Genomic DNA, 20,282 nt, shown 5'->3' on the forward strand with positions numbered 1-20,282 from the left:
CGACACCACGCCGACCCTGCGCGTCGAGCCAGCCCCGGCCCCACCCGTCGTCGCGGACGCTGCGCCCCCCCAGGCCGTAGCCGCCCCATCCCGTCAGGTGCATGTCGAATCCACCCCGGCCATCGCCGCGACCGCCCCCCCTGCAGCCGACGAAGCCCTCGACCCCGCCCTGCTGGAGCGCTACGGACGCAGTCTCTCGGCCCTTCTGGCGCGCCAGCAGAGCTACCCCCGGCTGGCTGCCCTGCGGGGCTGGGAGGGCGAGGTACAGGTGCGCGTAACCATTGCCCGCAAGGGCAATGTCGTGGCCACCCAGGTGGTGCGCTCGAGCGGTTTTGAAGTCCTCGACCAGAGCGCCGTCCAGCTCGTATCGGGAGCCGGCCCCCTGCCCCGCCCACCTGAAGCCCTACAGAACCGGGAGCTTCAGATCGTCGTCCCCGTGCTCTTCAAACTGGATAAACCGGCATGAACTCAGCCGCCTGCACCCTGACCCCCGGTCCGGACACGGACGACACGCCCGGCGAAGCGGTCAGGAGCCCGTCCCTGCGGCTGCGCGTCAGTCTGGTGCTCACCGCCCTGGCGGCGGCTTTCGTGATCGCGGGCGCAGCCCTGTGGGTGCGCGACGCCCGGACCGCCATCGCCGAAGAGATCACCGCTGCCCACCGGGTGGCCGCCCAATGGCTGGCCGTATCGGCCCAGGGCACCGCCTCCGGTGACCCGGCATGGACGGAGACGCGCCTTCTCGCCCACCTCAACGCGGTCGGCCGCATCCGCGCCCATCAGCTCGAAGCCCGTGACGACAGCGGCCGCCTGCTCTACGCCTCACCACCTTCCGCCTACAAGGCCGGCCGCGATGCCCCCGCCTGGTTCACCCGCTGGATGGAACCGGGCATCCCGGCCATGACGTTGCACGCCGGCAGCCTCAGCTTGCGCCTGCAACCCGACCCTTCGCGGGCGCTCGTAGACCTGTGGGACGACCTCAGCGCCGCGGCGGCCCGCGCCCTGCTGGCCCTCGCCGGGCTGTTCATCGGTAGCTGGTTTGCCCTCCATCACGCCCTCAAGCCCCTCGAAAACGTGATGCTCGCCCTCGACCGCACCGGCCGAGGCAAGTTCGACACCCGTCTGCCCACCGACGGCCCGGCCGAACTGGCCCGCCTCGGCCACGCCTTCAACGGGATGGCCAGGCGCCTCAACGAAGCCGTCAGCGAGAACGTCCGCCTGACCCATGAACAGGCGGTGGCCCGGGCCATCACCGAGCGCCTCGAGGCCGACCGACTGGCCATCGCCCGGGATCTCCACGATGAACTCGGCCAGAGCATCACCGCCGTGGCCGCCCTTGCCGGCGCCATTGTTCAGCGCAGCACCGACACACCCCAGATCCGGCAAAGCGCCGAGGTGATTCGCGACGTGGCCTCGCGCATGCAGGGCGACGTGCGCGCCCTGCTCAGCCGCCTGCGCCCCCCCGGTGGCGGCCCGCGCGAGACCCTCGACGATGCCGTGCGCAGCTACCTCACCAGCTGGAGCGAGCGCCATACCGACATCGAACTCTCCACCGAACTGTTTGCCGGCCCCCAGCCCCTACCCGACGAGGTCACCCTGGCCACCCTGCGCATCGTCCAGGAGTCGTGCACCAACATCGTCCGTCACGCCCTGGCCAGCCGTGCCCGGGTGCGCCTGCTACGCGAAGGCGGCACCCTGACCGTCGAGATCAGCGACAACGGCCGCGGCATCCTGCCAGCCCCGGGCCAGCCGGGCTTCGGCCTCGCCGGCATGCGCGAGCGGGTGGTCGGCCTCGCCGGCAGTCTCGATGTCAGCAGCCCACCGGGCGGCGGTACCCGCATCCGCGCCCGCCTGCCCCTCGCCCGGCCGGAATCCGCCAGCCTCGAACCCAGCCCCGAAGATCGCCAGCCATGACCCTGCCCGACACCCCACTGACGCTCATCCTGGCCGACGACCATGCCATCGTGCGCATGGGCTTCCGCCTGCTCCTTGAAGGTGTCGGCGCCCGCGTGTTGGCCGAAGCCGACAGCGGTGAGAAGGCCCAGCAACTGATGTCCGAACTCAACCCTGACGTGCTGGTGATGGATCTGTCCATGCCCGGCTGCGGCGGCCTCGCCGCGCTGGAGCGCATCCTCGCCCGCAAGCCCGGCCAGAAGGTGCTGATCGCCTCGGCCCACGCCGACGCCATCATCGCCGAACGGGCCCTCAAGGCCGGTGCGGCGGGCTACCTGTGCAAGCGCAGCCCGCCCGATGAGTTGCTGAAGGCGGTGGGCCTCGTGGCCGCCGGCCAGCGCTACATCGACCCCGAGATCGCCGCCGCCCTGCGCCGCGCCGACCGCCCGGAACACCCCGCGGAAGCCCTGACCGACAAGGAGCTCAACGTCTTCCTGCAACTGGCCCAGGGCCGCTCGGTGGCCGAAGTGGCCGAGACCTTCCACCTGAGCCCCAACACCGTCGGCACCCACCTCTATCACATCAAGCAGAAGCTCGGCGTGCAGAACATGGCCGAGCTGGCCATGGCCGCCGTACGCTCGGGCCTGATCGAAGTCTAGGTTTCACCCCATCCCTTCCCCACCTGAGAGAGCTCCATGAACAACAAAGCAGCAATCCTCTTCGCCACCCTCGCCATCGCCGCGGCCACCCCGGCCCTGGCCGCCCGCCAGCCCCTCAAGGTCACCGAGCACATCGATATCTCCGCCCCGCCGGCCAAGGTGTGGGAAGCCGTGCGCGACTTCGACAACCTGGCCTGGCACCCCGCCGTTGGCAGCACTACCCTCGACAAGGGCACCAAGGACAAGCGCGGCGCCGTACGCACCATCACCACCAAGGACGGCGCCAAGCTGGTCGAAGAACTGCTCAGCCACCAGGATTCCACCCGCAGCCTCAAGTACCGCATCATCGACTCGCCGCTGCCGGTGAGCGATTACGTGTCCACCCTGAAGGTCAAGGCGGCCAAGGGCGGCAGCCGCGTGGAGTGGTCTTCCACCTTCAAGCGCAAGGACGAGAAGCCCGCCGAAGGGGCCGACAACGCTGGCGCCAAGAAGGCAGTGGCCGGCATCTACACCAGCGGCCTTGGCGCCCTCAAGCAGCAGCTCGAAGCCAAGTAAGCCGACGACGCCCATGGATGCACGCCGCCTTCTGCGCCGCGTTGCATCCGGCGCCGCCCTGCTCTTCGCCAGCCTGGGCCTGCCGGCGCAGGCCGGCGACCTGAGCCACGCCGACATCGCCCGGCGTTTCCAGCCGCCCCTGCACGTGGGCGAAAAGCTGCGCGACATCCCCGCCTGGCCCATCACCAGCGAACTGGAACCCGAAGCCGGCCCGGTGGCCTATGCCTTCGAGTCCATCGACCTCGCCCCCATCCCGGGCTTCGAGGGCACCCCCATGAACCTGCTGGTCAGCATCGACCGCAAGGGCAACTTCATGGATGTGGCGCTGCTGCGCCAGCACGAGCCGGTGTTCCTGTCCGGCCTGGGCGAAGGCCCCCTGCGCGACTTCCTGGCCCAGTACGCCAACAAAAGCCTCAAGCAGGAAATCACCGTCTCCAGCCTGTACGGCAACACCCGCGCCGGCGCCGGCGGCAACCGGGTAGTGCTGGACGGGGTGAGCAAGGCCACCGCCTCGGTACGCATCGTCAACCAGACCGTGCTCACCTCAGCCCTCGCCGTGGCCCGCGCCCGCCTGGGCTTTGCCGCCCCGGCCGAGAAGGGCCCGCTGGCCGAGGTGAAGGCCGACGTCTTCGACCGGCGCAGCTTCGCCGAGCTGCTGGCCTCGGGCGCCATCGGCCGCCTGCACCTGAGCCATGCCGACGTGGAGCAACGGTTCGCCGGTAGCGACGGCGCCGGGGTGGATGCCGAGGCCCTGGCCCGGCCCGACGAGACCTTCATCGACCTGTACGTGGCCTACCTCAATGCGCCCACCATCGGCCGCGCCGTTCTTGGCGAGGCCGGCCACGCCGACTTGATGCGCCGCCTCGAACCCGGCCAGCACGCCTGGTGGGTGGCCAGCGCCGGGCGCGACGCCTACATCGACGAGGACTTCACCCGCGGTACCGTGCCCGCCCGCCTCGCCTTCAGCCAGGCCGGAGCACCCGTCGAGCTGCGCGACCTGGATCTGTCGCCCCGCCCGCCGGAGGGCGCACCGCCCCTCAACGCAGCGCTGGTGCTGCGCGTGCCTCCCATGTCGGGCATCGACCCGGCCAGCCCGGTGCGTTTCGAGCTGACCCTGACCCGGGCCAGGGGCTCGATGCTGCCCGTGCTCACCCAACGCAGCGTCAGCCTCGACTACCAGGCACCGGAGGCCCTGTTCTACCGCCCACCGGCGCCCCTGCCCGACTGGCTGCTCGCCTGGAAGGAGCGCGGTGCGGAGCTGGGCATCATCGCCACCGCGCTGGCCCTGCTGTCGGTGGTGCTCGCCCGGCCCCGCTGGATCTCCGTGTCGGCACGTCGCTTGAAGGCCTTCCGCCTCGCCTTTCTGGCCTTCACCCTGGGCTACATCGGCTGGTACGCCCAGGGGCAGCTGTCCATCGTCCAGATCACCGGGGCCATCAAATCCCTGGTGGCCGGTGCGGGGCTGAAGAGCTTTCTCTACGACCCGGTGAGCCTGCTGCTGATCGCCTTCACCCTGGTCAGCTTCGTGGTGTGGGGCCGCGGCACCTTCTGCGGCTGGCTGTGCCCCTTCGGCGCGCTGCAGGAGTTCGCCGCCCTGCTCGCCCGTGCCCTGCGCCTGCCCGAACGCAAGCTGCCCGCCCGGCTGGCCGGCGTGCTCGACCGGGGCCGCTTCGTGATCCTGGCCGGCCTCGCCGCCCTGGCAGCATTCGCACCCTCATGGGCCGAGAAAGGCGTCGAGGTGGAACCCTTCAAGACCGCCATCACCGTCGGCTTCGACCGCAGTGCGCCCTTTGTGGCCTACGCGCTGATCCTGCTGGTGCTGGGTGGCCTGTACTACAAGTTCTTCTGCCGCTACCTGTGCCCCCTGGGCGCCGCCATGGCCCTGGGGGGCAGGCTGCGCCTGCTCGACTGGCTGCCCCGCCGCAAGGAATGCGGCCAACCCTGCCAGACCTGCCGCCACCGCTGCGCCTACGACGCCATCGAGAAAAGCGGCGCCATCCGCTATGAACGTTGCTTCCAGTGCCTCGACTGTGTCGGCATCTACCACGATGCCGGGCGCTGCGCGCCCATCATGCTCCTGCGGAAAAAGGATCGGGCACCACTCCGCCCCTGATCGCCCAAGCATATTTCGCCGCATTCATCAAGTATTCCACGCCCAGACCGAAATAGCAGGTCAGACCCCCCTGCTTTTTTGGCGCCGTACACGCAGGTGACGGCAGCCTCTGGAGACACTCATGCGCAACAATCTGCCTGTCAGTGGTATCGAACGCCGGCTTGATCCGGGTGCCACGATCATTTCCCACACGGACGCAGGCGGACGCATCACCTTTGTCAACGACGACTTCATTGAGGCCAGTGGCTATGGTCATGACGAACTGATCGGCCAGCCCCACAACCTGTTGCGTCACCCCGACATGCCGACCGAGGCCTTCCGCGACCTCTGGAGTACGCTGAAGCACGGCCGCCCCTGGTCAGGTCTGGTCAAGAACCGCTGCAAGAACGGCGACCACTACTGGGTACGCGCCTCGGTGACGCCCAAGCCCGAAGGGGGCTACATGTCGGTCCGGGTGGCACCAGCCCGGGACGAGGTCGTTGCCGCGGAAGCCCTGTACAAGACACTTCGCGACAACCCCGCCCTGCGCTTGCGTGAGGGCAAGGTACTCCGCACCGGCATTCTGGGGCTGGGTGACAGGCTGCTGGCGCGGATCGACGATGCCCGTATCGGACGCCGCCTGCTGGCCATCATGATCATCGTGATGATCCTGCTGGCGGGCGCCCTGGCCGACAGCCAGCGCTCGGGCCGCGCGGTCGAGTCGGAATATCGCGCCCACATCGCCGGCGACGTGGCACAGCGAGTGGCGTACTACAAGCTCTACGCCCAGGGTTTGCAAATGGGCCAGGCCCTGCGCAACGCCATGCTCGATCCGACCAACCCGAAAGCCTACGAAAACTACACCCGGGCCTCCGAAGCCTTCGACACGGCCCTGCAGACGGCCAGGGCCCAGGATGATGCGGGTCCGAAGTCGGGCTTGCCCGCGCGCATCGGCAGCCTGCGTGCCGAGCAGCGCGCCTTCCATGAGCGCGTTTTCAACCTGATCAAGGAGAGCCAGGGTGATACCGCCCGACAAGTGCTCAACAAAGAGGAAACACCCAAGTGGCGGGAGATCCGCGACCTGCTGCTGAAGGAGATCCAGCGCCTTGACGAAGCCTCACCCGTCCTGCTGGAAAGCCTGAACACCCAGTCGGACCAAGCCCTCAAACGCAGCCTGACGGTTGCCCTGGGCGCAGTCGTGCTGGGCACCTTGCTGGCGGCGCTGCTGCTGTCACGCATCGCACGTCAGGCCGCCCGTGCGGAAGCGATGGCCGCCGCCGTGGCCGGTGGCAATCTGAGCCAGGTCATCGAACCGGGGGGGCGTGACGAACTCGGCGCGATCCTCACCCACGTCGCCCTGCTGCGCAATCGCCTGCACGAGGCCATCAGCCTGATCCAGCAAAGTGCCCGTACCCTGAACGAATCCAGCGCACGGCTGAGCGCGGCAAGTCAGGCCACGGTCGAGGCCACGCACAGCCAGTCGCTCACGCTGGCCGATATCGCCCGCACGGTGGAGGGTCTGTCGCAATCCACCGTCGCCATGGGGGAACAGGCCCGGGACGCCATGCAGGCCAATCTCCAATCCGCGGAGACGACCCGCAGCAGCAGCGCGATCAGCCAGGCGGCAGCCACTTCGATCAGCGACGCGGCAAAGACCATGGCGGGTACGGAACAGCGCATCGGAGAACTGGCCGGCATGTCCGGCGAGATCGGCCGGGTCATCCAGGTCATCCGCGAGATTGCCGACCAGACCAATCTGCTGGCCCTCAATGCCGCCATCGAGGCGGCCCGGGCCGGGGAACAGGGGCGCGGCTTTGCGGTGGTGGCCGATGAAGTGCGCAAGCTTGCCGAACGCACCGGCAACTCGACCCAGGAGATCGCCACCATGATCCAGCGCATCCAGAGCCTGAGTGCTGCCGTGGCCGGGGAAGTGGCCACCGGCAGCAAGGACGTGGGCGAGGGTGCCCGCAAGGCCCTTGAGGCCGGTCAGATTGCCGGATCGGTGGAATCGACAGTCGCCCGGGCCGGCCAGGCCGTGCACGCCATCGAGGACGCACTGGCCGCCAACGGCCTTGCCACCCGCGACATCGCCGGGCAGATGGAGAGCATCGCCCGGAGCGCCCAGTGCGACGCCGACATGGCCCGCCGCTCGGCCGAGGAAGCCCGTCAAGTGGGCATCCTGGCCACCCGCCTGGGCGAACTGGCCGCCCAGTTCAAGGCCTGAGCGCCCCTGCCATCCTTCGCTCAGTAACGGGCCCGCAGGGTCAGCACCACGTTGCGCGGATCGCCGTAGAAGTTGTAGGTATTGGTGCCGCCCAGCCGGGTGTAGTAGTCGCTGTCGAAGACATTGTTGACGTCCAGGGTCGCCGACCAGTTGCGGTCGATGGCGTAGCCCACCTGCAGCTTGTACACCGTGTAGGCGTTCTGGGTCCGGGCCGCCACCGTGGGGGTGGCTGCCCCGCTGGCACTCGTTCCCTGCCCCTGGAGGCCGAACCCGATGCTGAAACCGCGCAAGGGGCCGCTGTCGGCGAAGCGGTAGCGGGACCACAGCTTGAGCAGTTCCTTCGGGTACCAGAAGCTCACCGGCAGACCGGTGCTGGCGCCGTTGTTCACCCAGCGCGTGTCCATCCAGGTGTAGCCGGCCGAGACGTCCCAGCGCGGCATGATCTGCCCCACCAGCTCCAGCTCGCGGCCCTTGCTCTCCAGCTCGCCAGCGGTGGTGAAGTAGCCCGGATTGGCCGTATCGGCCAGGGCCCGGTTGGTGTCGCGGATGTTGAACACCGAGGCATTGACGGACAGGCGCTCATCCAGCAACCCGGCCTTGGCACCAATCTCGTACTGACGCCCGACCCGCGGGTCGAGAACGCTGTTGTCCACCCGCTTCTGGGTCTGGGGTACGAAGATGTCGGCGTAGCTGGCGTAGAGGGTGACTTGGCGACTCAGGTCCCAGGTGAGCCCAGCATAGGGCGTGAACTCGCCCTCAGCCCGCGCGCCGCGCGCCCATGCCGTGGGTGTGGGGTTGGGGGCTGTCGTACGGGACTTGTAGGTGTAGTCCGAGAAGCGGGCGCCCAGAATGAGCTTCAGCGGGTCGGCCAGATTGAGCGTCAGGCGTCCATAAAGACCGGTCTGGGTGGTTACGCCGTGGCTGCCGGTGCGATAAGTCACCTGGGGCTCGGGCACGGCCGGGGGGTCGGCGAGGAACACGTTGGTGTAGGTCAGGCTGGAACTGCCCGGCGAGTTCGGATTGGCACCCCGGCCGCGGCTGTCGAAGCTGCTGAAGTTGGCCCCCACCAGCACGCTGTGCTCGCGCCCCAACAGGCTGAACGGACCGCCAGCGTAGGCATCCACGGCCTCATGCACGTAGTCATAGACAAACTCCCGGCGGGCATAGCTGGCAATCACATTGGTCGCCGGGTTGACGCCGGCGTTGGCATAGCCGTCCTTGAAGAACTGGCTCTGATCACGCCGCTGCAGCTTCAGGGTGGCGGTCCAGCGATCACCGAAACGGTGGCTCAGGTCGGCACCGATGTCGGTAGTGTCCCACTCAATGCGGTTCCAGTCGGGATAGGGATTGAAGGACCGGGGCACCGACAGCTGGCGCCCATCGGTATAGGTCGGCAGCCCGGAAAATCCGGTCGAGTCATTTGTGAGATTGGCCACGAAGAGATTGAGGGTGGTCGCCGGGGAAAAGTCATAGTCCACGGTGAGGTAGCCCAGCCACTTGCGGTCATGGACGCGATTGAACACGTAGTCCCGATCCACCACCGACAGCACGCCCCGGGCCCGCAGGCTGCGGGACTCATTGACGACCGCGCTCACATCAGCCTCGAGCCGGTTGTTGTTCCAGGTGCCGGTGGAAGCCAGGGCCGATGCGGCGAAGGCATCCTTCGGGCGCTTGCGCACAAAGTTGACCGCCCCCGAGAAGGAGCCTGAGCCCTGGAGCAGGCCCGCGGGGCCACGCATCACTTCGACGCGTTCGTACAGGGCCAGGTCGAACTGCTGATAGCCGGAGAGGGGCAGGGTGGACGGCAGACCGTCCTGCTGGACTTCGAGGGCGCCACCCCGAGAATGGAACTGGCCCTGGGTGATGTCGTTGGCAACCGCCTGCACACCGGTGATCTGGGACAGGGCATCCCAGGGGGTGACCATGTTCTGGTCGTCCATCTGCTGGCGGGTCAGCACCGATACCGAGTTGGGAATCTCCCGGGGGGACTGGGGCAGCTTGCCGGCCACCGTGGCCGTCTCGGCCCGGTAGGATGACTCCCGCGATGCCTCCACCCGGACTTCGGGCAGGGACTGGCTGCGGCCGGGCGCCCCCTCTGTCGGGGAGGCGACGGTGCCTCCGGAATGAATGGCACCGATCAGCACGGCAAGTCGCAGCGGAGTATGCATGACGAAAGTCTCTTTGAACGCAATCTGGATGGCAGGGCCGGCAACAGCCGCCGGCCCCGCGGAAGGCGCGATTCTAGAAACTTGTGCGGCAACGGGTTTGCGGCCTATTGCCACAGCCGCTGGACGCGATGCCCTTCAGGGTGCCAGATCGAAGACCAGAACCTCGGCATCGTGTCCGCCAGCCAGACTCAGCGCGGTCTCGTTGGCCAGCAGCAGCGCATCCCCCGCCCGGAGGGGCTGGCCATTGACGGTGAGGGCACCACGCACCAGATACACATAGGCCTTGCGGGCAGGGTCGAGTGCCAGGTGGGCAGACTCGTCGCCGTCGAACAGCCCGGCGTAGAGGGTCGCGTCCGCATTCAGGGTCACCGCCCCGTCCGCGCCGTCGGGGGCGGCCACCCGGCGCAGGCGGCCACGCTTCTCGGCATCCGGGAACGACTTTTGCTCGTAACCCGGGGCCAGGCCCACCTGGCGAGGCTCGATCCAGATCTGCAGGAAGTGGGTGGTGGCGTCGGCCGCATGGTTGAACTCGCTGTGACGCACGCCGGTGCCCGCGCTCATGCGCTGCACCTCGCCCGGCAGGATCGCCGTGCCATTGCCCATGCTGTCCTTGTGGGCCAGGGCGCCGGACAGCACGTAGCTGATGATCTCCATGTCCCGGTGCCCATGGGTGCCGAAGCCGCTGCCCGGGGCGATGCGGTCCTCGTTGATGACCCGCAGGTTGCCCCAGCCCATGTGGGCGGGATCGTGGTAGCCGGCGAAGGAGAAGCTGTGACGGCTGAGCAGCCAGCCATGGTCGGCATGGCCCCGATCATCGGATCTACGCAGGGTAAGCATGATCTGACCTCCTGTAATGAAGCTCAGTGTAGCGTTGCCCCCTGCCCGGACGATCCGCCGGTTTTGTCGGCATCATTCAAATAATATGAACGAAGGCATTCTGTCATGTCGAAAAATAACCTGTCGCCCCGGGATGTGCTCACGCCGGACGCCCTCGCCATGCTGCAGCGCATCGAAGAAGCCGGCAGCTTTGCAGCGGCGGCCCGGGCTGCCGGCATGGTGCCCAGCGCCCTCACCTACCGGGTGCGGCAGATCGAGGATGCCCTCGACGTGCTGCTGTTTGACCGCAGCTCACGTCATGCCCGACTGACCCCGGCAGGCATGGAACTTCTGCGGGAAGGGGCACGCCTGCTTGACGAGCTGGACGCGGTGGCAAACCGGGTGAAACGGGTTGCCACGGGCTGGGAAGCCCAGTTCACCCTGGCGGTGGACGGCGTCATCAATCGGACCACCCTGTTCGAATTGTGCGAAGCCTTCCTTGCCCTCGAACCTCCGACACGCCTGCGCCTGCGTGATGAAGTCCTGTCGGGAACACTCGAAGCCCTCACCTCCGGGCAAGCCGATCTGGCCATCGGCGTGGTCGCCGAAACCCTGCTGCCCGAAGGCGTGGATGCCCTGCCCCTGGGCAGTCAGCGCTACATCTTTGCCGTGGCGCCCCATCACCCCCTGGCCCGCGCCACCGCCCCCCTGGACGACGCCACCATCGGCCTCCACCGCGCAGTGGCGGTCGCCGACTCCGCCTCCCGGGGCAAGGGCCTGACCATCGGCCTGCTGGGCGGCCAGGATGTCTTCACCGTTCCGGGTCTCACCGAGAAGCTGGAGGCACAATTGCGGGGCATGGGGGTGGGCTTCCTGCCCGAATGCCTGGCACGCCCCTACATCGACGCGGGCCGGTTAGTCGCCCCCCCGGTCGCCCGTAAGGAGCGCATCTTCCACATCAGCTACGCGTGGCGAAAAACCCCTGCGCCGGCGGGCAAGGCGCTGGCCTGGTGGCAGGCGCGCCTGGCCGACCCGGTGACACGGAAGGCGCTGCTGGAGCGCCGCCCCCCTCCCGGTGCACCGAAGGAACCCATTCCGAAAACGGGGTGATGACGCAACCCCTAAACGGCAAGGGGCCGATACGCATATCGGCCCCCCGGATCAAACGATGGTTGAAACGCTCAGCGCTTCGGCACCATGATCTCCGCTTCGCCTTCCAGCACGACCTTGCCCTTCACCGTGCATACGGTGTCGAACTTGGCCTTGCGCTTTTCGGGGACGAGTTCCTTGATGGTGCAGCGGGCCACCACCGTGTCACCGATCTTGACCGGGGCCTTAAACTTCAGGGTCTGGGACAGGTAGATGGAGCCCGGCCCGGGGAACTTGGTGCCAAACACGGTGGAGATGAAGCCGGCCGATAGCATGCCGTGGGCGATACGTCCGCCGAACATGCTGGCACTGGCCAGTTCCTCGTTGACGTGGACGGGGTTGAAGTCGCCAGTGACGCCAGCGAAGGCCAGGATGTCGGCCTCGGTCACGGTACGGGCATAGACGCCGCTCTGGCCCACGGCCAGATCCTCGAACTTGGCGCCGTAGAATTCTTCGAAATCGTTGGTCTGCTCACTCATTGCTATTCCCTTTGCGTGTTATTGATCATTGGAAAGCCCGCGTCCCGCGCCGAAACGCTGTCTGCACTTGACGCTTCTGCAGCATACCTCAAAGCCATGACGGCTTTGAGATGACAAGCGCTCAGGCATCCACCAGCAGGCCCTGCTTCTCGATGAAGGCGATGATCTCGGCCAGGCCCTGATTGGTCTTGAGGTTGCTGAAGATGAAGGGGCGCTCGCCGCGCATCTTCCTCGCATCCCGGTCCATCACCTCCAGGGAGGCGCCGACCATAGGCGCCAGGTCGATCTTGTTGATCACCAGCAGGTCGCTCTTGGTGATGCCCGGCCCGCCCTTGCGGGGGATCTTGTCGCCGGCGGACACATCGATCACGTAGATCGTCAGGTCGGACAGCTCGGGCGAGAAGGTGGCCGCCAGGTTGTCGCCGCCGGACTCCACAAAGATCAGTTCCACATCGGGAAACAGACGGATCAGCCGGTCCACCGCCTCCAGGTTGATGGAGGCATCCTCGCGGATGGCCGTATGGGGGCAGCCGCCGGTCTCGACGCCGATGATGCGCTCGGGCGTGAGGGCTTCGTTGCGCACCAGAAACTGGGCGTCCTCGGCGGTGTAGATATCGTTGGTCACCACGCACAGATCGTACTTGTCGCGGAGGGCCTGACACAGGGCCAGGGTCAGGGCCGTCTTGCCGGAGCCGACGGGGCCGCCGATGCCGACGCGCAGGGGTTGGCCTTTCATGAAGCTTCCTCAATGGGGTCTTGCTGGGGATGGGACAGGGGAAGAGTGGCCACGAGCCGACGCCACTGGCGGGCCAGTTCCGGGTCTTCGAGCAGGCCGGCGAGGCTGGCGGGCGAAGGCCAGTCCGGGTCCGGATAGATCTCGCACTTCTGCTTCATGCACTGATGGGGCCGGACCAGCTCATGGGCCGACGCCGCCTCATGGGCCGCGCGGATGCCTTCGGCAATCAGCGCGTCAATGAAGGCGGGGTCGCGGTTGAGCTTGGAAGCGTAGTTGAGGGAATAGTCCGCCAGCGGGCCGTCGTCCCGGGCGCCGAGGCGGATGAAACTCACCGTCACCGGCTTGTAGGCCGCAAGGGATTCGGGCAGTTCGGGCAGAGCGCCGAGTTCCTCGGCAATAAGGTTTATCCGGTCGATGGCGCGCAACTCCTGGCCCAGGGACAGATTGCCGGCCAGCTCGTTGCGCCGGTCGGCCTGATCATCCGGGCTCACGGGGCCAGCATCGCTCCCTTCATAGCGGTTGGGGTTGATCTGCACCACCCACAACAGATCGGGCTTGCAATCACGGGTGCGCCCGTCGAAGAAATTATTGATCGGCGGGTTCTGGGAATACAGGCCGTCCCAGAACACCCGCGTCCCGCGTTCGGTGCCCTTGTCTTCCTTCACGCTCAAGGGGGTTGCGATGAAGAGTTCGGGAATGCAGGCACTGGCCAGCAATTCATCCAGGCGCAAGCCGAAGGCGGGCTGGTCGGGAAAGGTGCGGAAGGCCGTCGGGGGCTCGTCGCCCGGATTGACGACATCCACAGCACCCACGAAGAGATCAACGCCCTTACGCCCGAAGAAGCGGTCGGCGTGATCCGGCAGGCCCACCACGGCACGCATGTCATCCTTCATCCGCCCTTGAACCAGCGACGAGGCAAATGCCGACGGCGGGAGACTCACCGTCGGCAGCCAGCGCTGCAGCCCCATCGCCCACTGGGTGGCCGCATTGGTGTAGTACTCGCCCCACCAGATCGGCAGCTTGTCCCGGGTGTCGAGGCTCGCCTTGTTGCGGTTCCAGTAACGCAGAACCCTCCGGGCACCCTCGGCCCAACTGTCATCCTGCGCCTCGCTCCAGGCCATGGCAGCGGTGATCGCCCCGCCGGATGTACCGGAGAGGCCCAGCAGCCTGAACCAGCGCCCCTCCTCACCAATCGTGCGAAAGTGTTCGAAGGACAGGAACAGATAGGCCAGCACCCCCGCCGTAAAGGCCGTATGGGCGCCACCGCCCTGGCAGGCAATGGCAAGGCGCGGCACATCGGTGTTCGCACCCGGTGCTTTGTCGGGCTTTCTCGCGGATATTTTCTGAGTTGGCTTGGGCATGTCAGGAACGGAAGAGTCGTGAATACTGGGTTTCATGCCGGGCGCTGGCAATAGCCAGCCCCGGCTGGAAATTGGACCAGGCTTCCGGAGCACGCGTGCACGCATCGGCAACCCGCGTCGGCACGGCGGCGGCCAGGGCTGACAGCAGGCGCTGCCCCGCCGCCTGGCCCAGGGGCACAGCCTTCACCGCGGCCATCACCTGGTTCTCCATCCATGCCCAGGCATAACCGGTGAGGGCCGGCTCGGGCTCGATCTCCCAGGCGACCGCCACCGCCGCCCACACCGTGGGAAAGGCAGGTTCCTCGATGGCCTTGATGCGCGCCACCCAGCCGGGCAGGCCGGTGAAGGCCGGGAGATCCACCAGCAGGCGGACCAGGGAATAGCCCATCTGCACCGTCTCGGCGCGCAGCTCGGCGGTCTCACGGCTGGCCAGGCAGTGAGCGTTGAGTTCAACGACGGCCGCGTCGTCGCCCTGCTGCCACGCCGCCATCAGGCGCGCCAGCAGCGGCAGCTCATAGCACCCGAAGGCGCCCCCCAGCGCGTCACCGATCCACTCACCCACCTGGGCCTCGGTCTTCACCGCGCCGGTATCCACCACCCACTCCAGCCCCTGGGAATAGGTGTAGGCCCCCACCGGCAGGGCCGGGCTGACGAGCTGCATCAGGCGGATCAGGGGCAGGCTCATTTGTACTGGTGGATCTTCGCTTCGGTCGCCCCCCGCTCCGCATGGTGATGGCCATGGGCGTAGGCACCCGCTTCGGGCTCAAACGGTGCCGACAGGGCATGTACGTCAGCGCCCAGGCCGGTGAGCATGGTCTTCAGCACATGATCGGTCTGGATGCGTAGCCAGCCCTCCCCCACCTGCACGGCCACATGGCGATTGCCCAGGTGATAGGCCACCCGGGCCAGGGCAAAGGCATCGGCACAGCGCGCCTCGAGCAGGTCTTCAGGCGCCGACACCACCTCGACCACCCGCCCGTCCTGGGCCTGCAGCCGGTCACCGCCCCGCAGGATGGTGCCCCGGGGCAGAAACAGGCCCACCTCCTCCCCCCCCGCCAGCTGCGTGCGCAGGCGGCTCTTGGTACGGGCGTCAAAATTCAATTCAAGACGCGCCGCAGGCGCGGCGTCGCCGGTGTAGAGGGATTCGATCAGGAGCATGGTCAGAACAGGAAATAGCGTTGGGCCATCGGCAGCACGCTGGCCGGTTCGCAGGTCAGGACTTCGCCCGCGGCGCGGACCTCGTAGGTCTCCGGGTCGACGCTGATCTCGCCCTGCCAGTCGTTGAGGATCATCGATGACTTGGTGACGCCGCGGATGTTGCGCACGGCTTCGAGGGGCTTCTGGAGCCGGAGTTCGTCCAGGTTGCCACTGGCCAGGGCGGCCTGGGAGACGAAGGTGAGCGAGGTCTTGAGGCCGCCGGCGAAGGCGCCGAACATGGGCTTGTAGTGCACCGGCTGGGGGGTGGGGATGGAGGCGTTGGCGTCGCCCATGGCGGCGGCGGCGATCATGCCGCCCTTGAGGATCAGGCTGGGTTTGACGCCGAAGAAGGCCGGCTTCCAGATCACCAGGTCGGCCAGCTTGCCCGGCTCGATAGAGCCGACCACGTGGCTGATGCCATGGGTGATGGCCGGGTTGATGGTGTATTTGGCGATGTAGCGGCGGGCGCGGAGGTTGTCGCTGCGGGCCGTGTCGCCGGGCAGCGCGCCGCGCTGGACCTTCATCTTGTGGGCGGTCTGCCAGGTGCGGATGACCACCTCGCCCACCCGGCCCATGGCCTGGGAGTCGGACGAGAACATGGACAGGGCGCCGATGTCGTGGAGGATGTCCTCGGCGGCGATGGTCTCGCGGCGGATGCGGCTCTCGGCGAAGGCCACGTCCTCGGCGATGGCCGGGTCCAGGTGGTGGCACACCATCAGCATGTCCAGGTGCTCGTCGATGGTGTTGATGGTGTAGGGCCGGGTGGGGTTGGTGGAGCTGGGCAGCACGTTGGGCAGGCCGGCCAGCTTGACGATGTCCGGTGCGTGGCCGCCGCCGGCGCCTTCGGTGTGGAAGGTGTGGATGCTGCGGCCCTTGAAGGCGGCGGCGGTGGTTTCCACAAAGCCGGATTCGTTGAGGGTGTCGGAGTGGATGGCCACCTGGATGTCCATCTCCTCGGCAACAGAAAGGCAGTTGTCGATGGCCGCCGGGGTGGTGCCCCAGTCCTCATGCAGCTTGAGGCCGATCACGCCGGCCTCCACCTGCTCGCGCAGGGGGTCGGGCAGGCTGACGTTGCCCTTGCCGAGGAAGCCCAGGTTCATGGGGAAGGCATCCGCCGCCTGCAGCATGCGGGCGATGTGCCAGGGCCCCGGGGTGCAGGTGGTGGCGTAGGTGCCGGTGGCCGGGCCGGTGCCGCCGCCGATCATGGTGGTGACGCCGCTCATCAGGGCCTCTTCGATCTGCTGGGGGCAGATGAAGTGGATGTGGGTGTCGATGCCGCCGGCGGTGACGATCATGCCTTCGCCCGCAATCACCTCGGTGGCAGCACCGACGGCGATGGTGACCCCGGGCTGGATGTCCGGGTTGCCGGCCTTGCCGATGGTGGAGATGCGCCCACCCTTGATGCCGATGTCGGCCTTGACCACGCCCCAGTGATCGAGGATCAGGGCGTTGGTGATCACCGTGTCGGCCACCTCGAAGGACAGGCGCTGGCCCTGGCCCATGCCGTCGCGAATCACCTTGCCGCCGCCGAACTTCACCTCTTCGCCGTAGATGGTGTAGTCCTTCTCCACTTCGATCCACAGCTCGGTGTCGGCCAGGCGCACACGGTCACCCACGGTGGGACCAAACATTTCCGCGTAGGCGCGGCGCGAGATCTTTGCCATGTCAGGCCTCCAGGGAAACGGGTGTGAAATCGGGGGCAACTACCGGGTTAACGGTAGGGGCGACTTCAGTCGCCCGCGGACTTCGATCAAGGATGTGTCGGTGATCAACGTGCGGGTGGGCGACTGAAGTCGCCCCTACAGTCGCCCCCACAATCGGCACCACCTTTGCAGCGCTTCTCATAGGGCCCCCATCACTTGGCCGTTGAAACCGAAGACCTTGCGGTCGCCCGCCAGGGCCACCAGCTCGACCGTGCGCGTCTGGCCGGGCTCGAAGCGCACGGCGGTGCCGGCGGCGATGTTGAGGCGGTAGCCCCGGGCCCCCGCCCGGTCGAAATCCAGGGCCAGGTTGGTCTCGGCGAAGTGGTAGTGGGAGCCCACCTGAATCGGCCGGTCGCCGGTGTTGGCGACCGTGATGCTCAGGGTGCTGCGGCCGACGTTGAGCTCCAGCTCGCCGTCAAGAGTGTCGATTTCACCGGGGATCATGATCGCGCCTCACACAATGGGCTGATGAACGGTAACAAGCTTGGTGCCGTCGGGAAAGGTGGCCTCCACCTGAATGTCCGGGATCATCTCCGGCACGCCTTCCATCACATCGGCGCGGGTCAGCAGCGTGGTGCCGTAATTCATCAGTTCGGCCACGGTGCGACCATCGCGGGCCCCCTCAAGGACCGCCGCCGTGATGAAGGCCACCGCTTCCGGGTAGTTGAGCTTGAGGCCGCGGGCCTTGCGCCGCTCGGCCAGCAGGCCGGCGGTAAAGATCAGGAGCTTGTCTTTTTCGCGGGGGGTCAGTTCCATGAAGGATCCCTTTCGTTGACGGTCGGGCGGGCACGGGGCACGCCCTGAATGATAGTGGCGGCGGCTGCGCTGCGGCCATCCACGGACACCGATATCAGGTATGCCAGATTCGCGGCACCTCCGCCGGGCGCCCCGCCAGCGCGGGCCGCAGCACGGACCACAAGGCCACAAACCAGGCTCGCGCCGCCTCGGCCGAAGGCCCCAGGTAGCGGGCCACCAGCAGGCCGGGCAGACGTGTCACCGCTGCATCGCCGACCAGCGGGCGAATCTCGCGGCAGGCCGCCAGCAGGCTCGCATCGAGCGCGTCGGACGCCACCAGCAGGCTGCCGGTGACCGGCTGCCCGCCCAGGCCCACCGGCGAATCCAGCAGGCGCGAGCCCCCCTCGATCAGGCCCTGCTCGCTCCAGATCAGCCGGCCATCCCGCTCGATGCGCGAAGCCAGCCGCAGTTGCCCGCGGGTCAGGCGCTCGCCGGACGCGGTGCGGCCCAGACACAGCAGATCCAGGCCGATGAAGGTGGCGTCGCCGGTCAGGCGCACGACGGTCTCGGTGCGCCCATTCACCCGGTCGAAAACAATGCTCTCCTGAGGCAGCCATTCGAACACCCCGCCCCGGCCCACCTCGAATTCCAGGCGCTGGGTGGCCAGCGGGCCATTGCTGCGATACCACTTGCCAGCCCCCGGCGTGGTGATCAGCGCTTTTGCTCCCTCACCCACCCGCACCTGAACACTCAGCACATCGCCCCCGGCGATCCCCGCCGGCGGATGCAGCATCAGCGCATGGCACACCTCCGGCCCCTCGGGATAGAGCGCCTTCTGCACCCGAAGCGGGCCTTCGTGGCGCCTATGCACCAAGAAAGTGCCACCCCCGGAGCGAGACTCGAAGCCAAGCTCCAGCCGGGCGCACCAATTTCGGGCGCTATTGATTGGTAAATCAGTGAGTTCGGAAGGCCGCACCCCGTCGGGGGCAGAAATTGTCACCAGCATGGGGCATCAGACAGCAAAAGGCATGCCGGGGACGGAGATGAAGCCTGGCGCGACCGCAATTATCCGGAGTCTTTTCAGAAAATTTAAATTGCATATAATCCAATGCGTCCAAAACTGAATTTTCATACACTCCATGGAACATATCCGGTCATACCTTCTCAGCGCCTTCCTCCTCGTGCCCGGGCTCGCGGCATCTCAAACCCCGGACGTCCGCGAGATCCCCGTCCGGATCGCCGGCGGTCAGACTGTTCAGGTCAAGGTGGGGCCGCGGGGCGCCAAGCCTGCCGAGAACGAGCACGTCAGGATCACTGCCGCCGCGATCATCATCACTCCGCCCGACACCCTCAACGGCCACCCGTCGCTGGTGTGGTCCTTTGGCCTCGAGGCCAAAACCTCCGACCCCATCACCCGGATTACCGTGGAAAACGTGTTTCCCAGCGACCCGGCCGTGCTGTTGCACACCGATGAGGCCCCCCGCCTGAAGGACGGCAACTGGATCGGGCAGGCGAACAACGGTGACCCCATGGCCAAACAGAATGGCTGGCTGCAGCAGAAGGGCCTGTCAGCCTTTGTCTTCCGCTTCACCCTCCGCTACCAGGACGGCACCGAAGGCGTCCTCCATCAGCTCGCGGCCTTTGGCGACGACGACAAGCGCTTCTTTCTGGACGCCACCCGGCAGGCGTCAGAGCGCTTCACCATCAAGAGCAGCCAATAAGACGGCGCAGCCCTCACACCGACAGCATCTCCCTCACCCGATTGGCCTCCATCTCGTCCCCGCGCCCGGCGCTGATGATCTCGCCCCGCTCCATCAACAGGTAGTGGTCGGCCAGGGAGCGGGCGAAGTCGTAGTACTGCTCCACCAGCAGGATGGCCATCTCGCCGGTTTCGGCGAGGGCGCGGATGGCACGCTCGATGTCCTTGATGATGGAGGGTTGGATGCCTTCGGTGGGCTCGTCGAGGATCAACAACTTCGGCCCCGGGGCCAGGGCGCGGCCGATGGCGAGCTGTTGCTGCTGACCGCCGGACAGGTCGCCGCCGCGGCGGCGCATCATCTGCTTGAGCACCGGAAACATCTCGAAGATGCGGGTGGGCACCTCGCTGCCCGCCGGCCGGGTGGCGAGGCCCATCAACAGGTTCTCCTCCACCGTGAGACGCGGGAAGATCTCGCGGCCCTGGGGCACATAGCCGATGCCGGCGCGCACGCGGCCATAGCTGGGCGCCCGGGTGATGTCCTGCCCGCCCAGCTGGATGCTGCCGGTGGCGGCGGGCACCAGGCCCATCAGGGTCTTGAGCAAGGTCGTCTTGCCCACCCCGTTGCGCCCGAGCAGGGTTGTGACCTTGCCCATGGGCACGTCAAAGCTGACATTGCGCAGGATGTGGGAGCCGCCGTAGTACTGGTTGAGATTGGTGACGGTGAGCATGGTCTTGTCCTTGATGAATGTCTTTATTCCGGCGCAGGCCGCTGTACAAGGAGCGACCTTGGGGCGATTTGTCTGGGCGGCAGGGGCTGTG

20 protein-coding genes are annotated in these 20,282 nt (G+C 67.2%); 8 read left to right on the top strand and 12 right to left on the bottom strand.

Annotated elements, in window-relative coordinates:
* The 6 genes from J0L98_RS15480 to J0L98_RS15505 form a co-directional block, all read left to right on the top strand.
* Nucleotides 1–466, top strand: a 466-nt coding sequence (locus J0L98_RS15480; protein ID WP_296412684.1) for an energy transducer TonB, incomplete at its 5' end; no start/stop codon positions are given.
* A complete protein-coding gene (locus J0L98_RS15485) occupies nt 463–1,911 on the top strand; it encodes a HAMP domain-containing sensor histidine kinase (protein WP_296412685.1) in 1,449 nt (482 codons plus the stop codon). The genes J0L98_RS15480 and J0L98_RS15485, both read left to right, overlap by 4 nt.
* Nucleotides 1,908–2,549, top strand: coding sequence for a response regulator transcription factor (locus J0L98_RS15490; RefSeq protein WP_296412687.1), 642 nt, complete (start codon nt 1,908–1,910; stop codon nt 2,547–2,549). Before J0L98_RS15485 ends, J0L98_RS15490 begins: the two co-directional genes overlap by 4 nt.
* 36 nt (nt 2,550–2,585) lie before the next feature.
* Nucleotides 2,586–3,104 carry an SRPBCC family protein gene (locus J0L98_RS15495; RefSeq protein WP_296412688.1) on the top strand — a complete coding sequence of 173 codons (519 nt, stop codon included), beginning with the start codon at nt 2,586–2,588 and terminating at the stop codon, nt 3,102–3,104.
* 13 nt (nt 3,105–3,117) lie between these two features.
* On the top strand, nt 3,118–5,217 hold the full coding sequence (locus J0L98_RS15500) for a 4Fe-4S binding protein (protein ID WP_296412689.1): 2,100 nt from the start codon (nt 3,118–3,120) through the stop codon (nt 5,215–5,217).
* 121 nt (nt 5,218–5,338) lie between these two features.
* A complete protein-coding gene (locus J0L98_RS15505; RefSeq protein ID WP_296412691.1) occupies nt 5,339–7,420 on the top strand; it encodes a PAS domain-containing methyl-accepting chemotaxis protein in 2,082 nt (693 codons plus the stop codon).
* A 20-nt stretch (nt 7,421–7,440) separates the two neighbouring features.
* Here the strand turns inward: J0L98_RS15505 and J0L98_RS15510 are convergent, their stop codons facing one another.
* Nucleotides 7,441–9,588, bottom strand: coding sequence for a TonB-dependent siderophore receptor (locus J0L98_RS15510; RefSeq protein WP_296412692.1), 2,148 nt, complete (start codon nt 9,586–9,588; stop codon nt 7,441–7,443).
* Nucleotides 9,589–9,723: 135 nt separating this feature from the next.
* On the bottom strand, nt 9,724–10,425 hold the full coding sequence (locus J0L98_RS15515; RefSeq protein WP_296412693.1) for a pirin family protein: 702 nt from the start codon (nt 10,423–10,425) through the stop codon (nt 9,724–9,726).
* A 105-nt stretch (nt 10,426–10,530) separates the two neighbouring features.
* Between J0L98_RS15515 and J0L98_RS15520 the strand changes: the two genes are divergently transcribed.
* On the top strand, nt 10,531–11,514 hold the full coding sequence (locus J0L98_RS15520; RefSeq protein ID WP_296412694.1) for a LysR family transcriptional regulator: 984 nt from the start codon (nt 10,531–10,533) through the stop codon (nt 11,512–11,514).
* Between the two features lie 71 nt (nt 11,515–11,585).
* Here J0L98_RS15520 and J0L98_RS15525 read toward each other — a convergent pair whose 3' ends face one another.
* From J0L98_RS15525 to J0L98_RS15565, 9 genes are all read right to left on the bottom strand, one after another.
* Nucleotides 11,586–12,032 carry a MaoC family dehydratase gene (locus J0L98_RS15525; RefSeq protein WP_296404737.1) on the bottom strand — a complete coding sequence of 149 codons (447 nt, stop codon included), beginning with the start codon at nt 12,030–12,032 and terminating at the stop codon, nt 11,586–11,588.
* Nucleotides 12,033–12,153: 121 nt separating this feature from the next.
* Nucleotides 12,154–12,768, bottom strand: a complete 615-nt coding sequence (ureG, locus tag J0L98_RS15530) for an urease accessory protein UreG (protein WP_296404739.1) — start codon at nt 12,766–12,768, stop codon at nt 12,154–12,156.
* On the bottom strand, nt 12,765–14,129 hold the full coding sequence (locus J0L98_RS15535; RefSeq protein WP_296412695.1) for a patatin-like phospholipase family protein: 1,365 nt from the start codon (nt 14,127–14,129) through the stop codon (nt 12,765–12,767). Before J0L98_RS15535 ends, ureG begins: the two co-directional genes overlap by 4 nt.
* Nucleotide 14,130: 1 nt before the next feature.
* Nucleotides 14,131–14,814 (bottom strand): urease accessory protein UreF, encoded by a 684-nt coding sequence (locus J0L98_RS15540; RefSeq protein ID WP_296412697.1) that lies wholly within the window; start codon nt 14,812–14,814, stop codon nt 14,131–14,133.
* The gene (gene ureE / locus J0L98_RS15545; protein ID WP_296412698.1) at nt 14,811–15,287 is read right to left on the bottom strand and encodes an urease accessory protein UreE; all 477 of its coding nucleotides are present in this window, start codon (nt 15,285–15,287) and stop codon (nt 14,811–14,813) included. The genes J0L98_RS15540 and ureE overlap by 4 nt, the downstream gene beginning before the upstream one ends.
* 2 nt (nt 15,288–15,289) lie before the next feature.
* Nucleotides 15,290–16,990: an urease subunit alpha gene (ureC, locus tag J0L98_RS15550; protein WP_296412699.1), complete on the bottom strand. Its 1,701-nt coding sequence runs from the start codon at nt 16,988–16,990 to the stop codon at nt 15,290–15,292.
* A gap of 177 nt (nt 16,991–17,167) precedes the next feature.
* The gene (locus tag J0L98_RS15555; protein ID WP_296412700.1) at nt 17,168–17,473 is read right to left on the bottom strand and encodes an urease subunit beta; all 306 of its coding nucleotides are present in this window, start codon (nt 17,471–17,473) and stop codon (nt 17,168–17,170) included.
* Between the two features lie 9 nt (nt 17,474–17,482).
* Nucleotides 17,483–17,785, bottom strand: coding sequence for an urease subunit gamma (gene ureA / locus J0L98_RS15560; RefSeq protein ID WP_296404749.1), 303 nt, complete (start codon nt 17,783–17,785; stop codon nt 17,483–17,485).
* A 94-nt stretch (nt 17,786–17,879) separates the two neighbouring features.
* Nucleotides 17,880–18,605: an urease accessory protein UreD gene (locus tag J0L98_RS15565; RefSeq protein WP_296412702.1), complete on the bottom strand. Its 726-nt coding sequence runs from the start codon at nt 18,603–18,605 to the stop codon at nt 17,880–17,882.
* Nucleotides 18,606–18,903: 298 nt separating this feature from the next.
* On the opposite strand from J0L98_RS15565, the gene J0L98_RS15570 reads away from it, so the two are divergent.
* A complete protein-coding gene (locus J0L98_RS15570; RefSeq protein WP_296412703.1) occupies nt 18,904–19,485 on the top strand; it encodes a hypothetical protein in 582 nt (193 codons plus the stop codon).
* 13 nt (nt 19,486–19,498) lie between these two features.
* Here the strand turns inward: J0L98_RS15570 and urtE are convergent, their stop codons facing one another.
* Complete coding sequence (urtE, locus tag J0L98_RS15575; protein WP_296412704.1) at nt 19,499–20,191, bottom strand: urea ABC transporter ATP-binding subunit UrtE; 693 nt, start codon at nt 20,189–20,191, stop codon at nt 19,499–19,501.
* Nucleotides 20,192–20,282: the final 91 nt, after the last annotated feature.

The sequence above is a fragment of the Zoogloea sp. genome (genome assembly GCF_017302315.1).
Lineage (GTDB): Bacteria > Pseudomonadota > Gammaproteobacteria > Burkholderiales > Rhodocyclaceae > Zoogloea.

Coding starts and splice junctions, on each gene's coding strand:
- J0L98_RS15485 (WP_296412685.1), top strand. CDS start 463: ATGAACTCAGCCGCCTGCACCCTGACCCCCGGTCCGGACACGGACGAC.
- J0L98_RS15490 (WP_296412687.1), top strand. CDS start 1,908: ATGACCCTGCCCGACACCCCACTGACGCTCATCCTGGCCGACGACCAT.
- J0L98_RS15495 (WP_296412688.1), top strand. CDS start 2,586: ATGAACAACAAAGCAGCAATCCTCTTCGCCACCCTCGCCATCGCCGCG.
- J0L98_RS15500 (WP_296412689.1), top strand. CDS start 3,118: ATGGATGCACGCCGCCTTCTGCGCCGCGTTGCATCCGGCGCCGCCCTG.
- J0L98_RS15505 (WP_296412691.1), top strand. CDS start 5,339: ATGCGCAACAATCTGCCTGTCAGTGGTATCGAACGCCGGCTTGATCCG.
- J0L98_RS15510 (WP_296412692.1), bottom strand. CDS start 9,588: ATGCATACTCCGCTGCGACTTGCCGTGCTGATCGGTGCCATTCATTCC.
- J0L98_RS15515 (WP_296412693.1), bottom strand. CDS start 10,425: ATGCTTACCCTGCGTAGATCCGATGATCGGGGCCATGCCGACCATGGC.
- J0L98_RS15520 (WP_296412694.1), top strand. CDS start 10,531: ATGTCGAAAAATAACCTGTCGCCCCGGGATGTGCTCACGCCGGACGCC.
- J0L98_RS15525 (WP_296404737.1), bottom strand. CDS start 12,032: ATGAGTGAGCAGACCAACGATTTCGAAGAATTCTACGGCGCCAAGTTC.
- ureG (WP_296404739.1), bottom strand. CDS start 12,768: ATGAAAGGCCAACCCCTGCGCGTCGGCATCGGCGGCCCCGTCGGCTCC.
- J0L98_RS15535 (WP_296412695.1), bottom strand. CDS start 14,129: ATGCCCAAGCCAACTCAGAAAATATCCGCGAGAAAGCCCGACAAAGCA.
- J0L98_RS15540 (WP_296412697.1), bottom strand. CDS start 14,814: ATGAGCCTGCCCCTGATCCGCCTGATGCAGCTCGTCAGCCCGGCCCTG.
- ureE (WP_296412698.1), bottom strand. CDS start 15,287: ATGCTCCTGATCGAATCCCTCTACACCGGCGACGCCGCGCCTGCGGCG.
- ureC (WP_296412699.1), bottom strand. CDS start 16,990: ATGGCAAAGATCTCGCGCCGCGCCTACGCGGAAATGTTTGGTCCCACC.
- J0L98_RS15555 (WP_296412700.1), bottom strand. CDS start 17,473: ATGATCCCCGGTGAAATCGACACTCTTGACGGCGAGCTGGAGCTCAAC.
- ureA (WP_296404749.1), bottom strand. CDS start 17,785: ATGGAACTGACCCCCCGCGAAAAAGACAAGCTCCTGATCTTTACCGCC.
- J0L98_RS15570 (WP_296412703.1), top strand. CDS start 18,904: ATGGAACATATCCGGTCATACCTTCTCAGCGCCTTCCTCCTCGTGCCC.
- urtE (WP_296412704.1), bottom strand. CDS start 20,191: ATGCTCACCGTCACCAATCTCAACCAGTACTACGGCGGCTCCCACATC.